This is a genomic window from Paenibacillus sp. IHBB 3054 (assembly GCF_051594305.1).
In the GTDB taxonomy this organism is placed as follows: domain Bacteria; phylum Bacillota; class Bacilli; order Paenibacillales; family Paenibacillaceae; genus Paenibacillus_AQ.
In genome coordinates this window covers 1-588 of the sequence record NZ_JBOFBG010000149.1, presented here as the reverse complement: position 1 = coordinate 588, position 588 = coordinate 1, and the positions used below count along the sequence as shown (strand labels likewise).

Annotated in this window: 1 pseudogene; it reads right to left on the bottom strand. The window is 47.1% G+C overall.

Annotation, left to right across the window (positions count from 1 at the left end):
- Positions 1–588: pseudogene (locus ACQ76X_RS36155) on the bottom strand (RHS repeat protein); the annotation flags it as partial.

Sequence of the window (588 nt, the reverse complement as noted above, 5' to 3'; positions counted from 1 at the left end):
CCGTCACCGAAAATCACATTCGTTTCCTGCGTTTGTGCTACATTGTTAATGATCCCGCGGATGGTGTTCTTTTTCAGTTGGCCTCTTTCGTCATACACATACCCGAATGTGCTGCCATTGCGGTCTGTTTTCGTTTCTAATTGTCCTAGGTTGTTGTAAGTGGAGCTTTCCATTTGCGAAGCTCCATCCTGCTTCACGCTAACCAGTCCCAACTCGTTATACGTTTTCGTATTTAAGGTTTGCGGCGTACCGCCTTTGGCCTGTATCGTCACCTTGGAAAGTTGCCCGTTTCCGTCATACGTATAGGTTGTCGTTTGGTTCAAGGCGTCCTTCACGGCAATTAAACGGCCTAAGGCATCGTAGGTGTAGGAGGTCGTAACTCCATCCTCATTCAGGTTCTTGTTCGGATCGGTATAGCCTGTGACCCTTCCTGCGATATCGTATCGATAGGCTTCGCTAATCTTTTGCTGATTTGCGGGCCAATCTTTATAGGTGGAGGCTGAAATTTTGTTTCCCCAGGCATCAAAGCTTTGTTCTGCATAATTCAGCCTTTCGCCTGTTAGCTTATCCTGCAAATAGCTTGTGCTC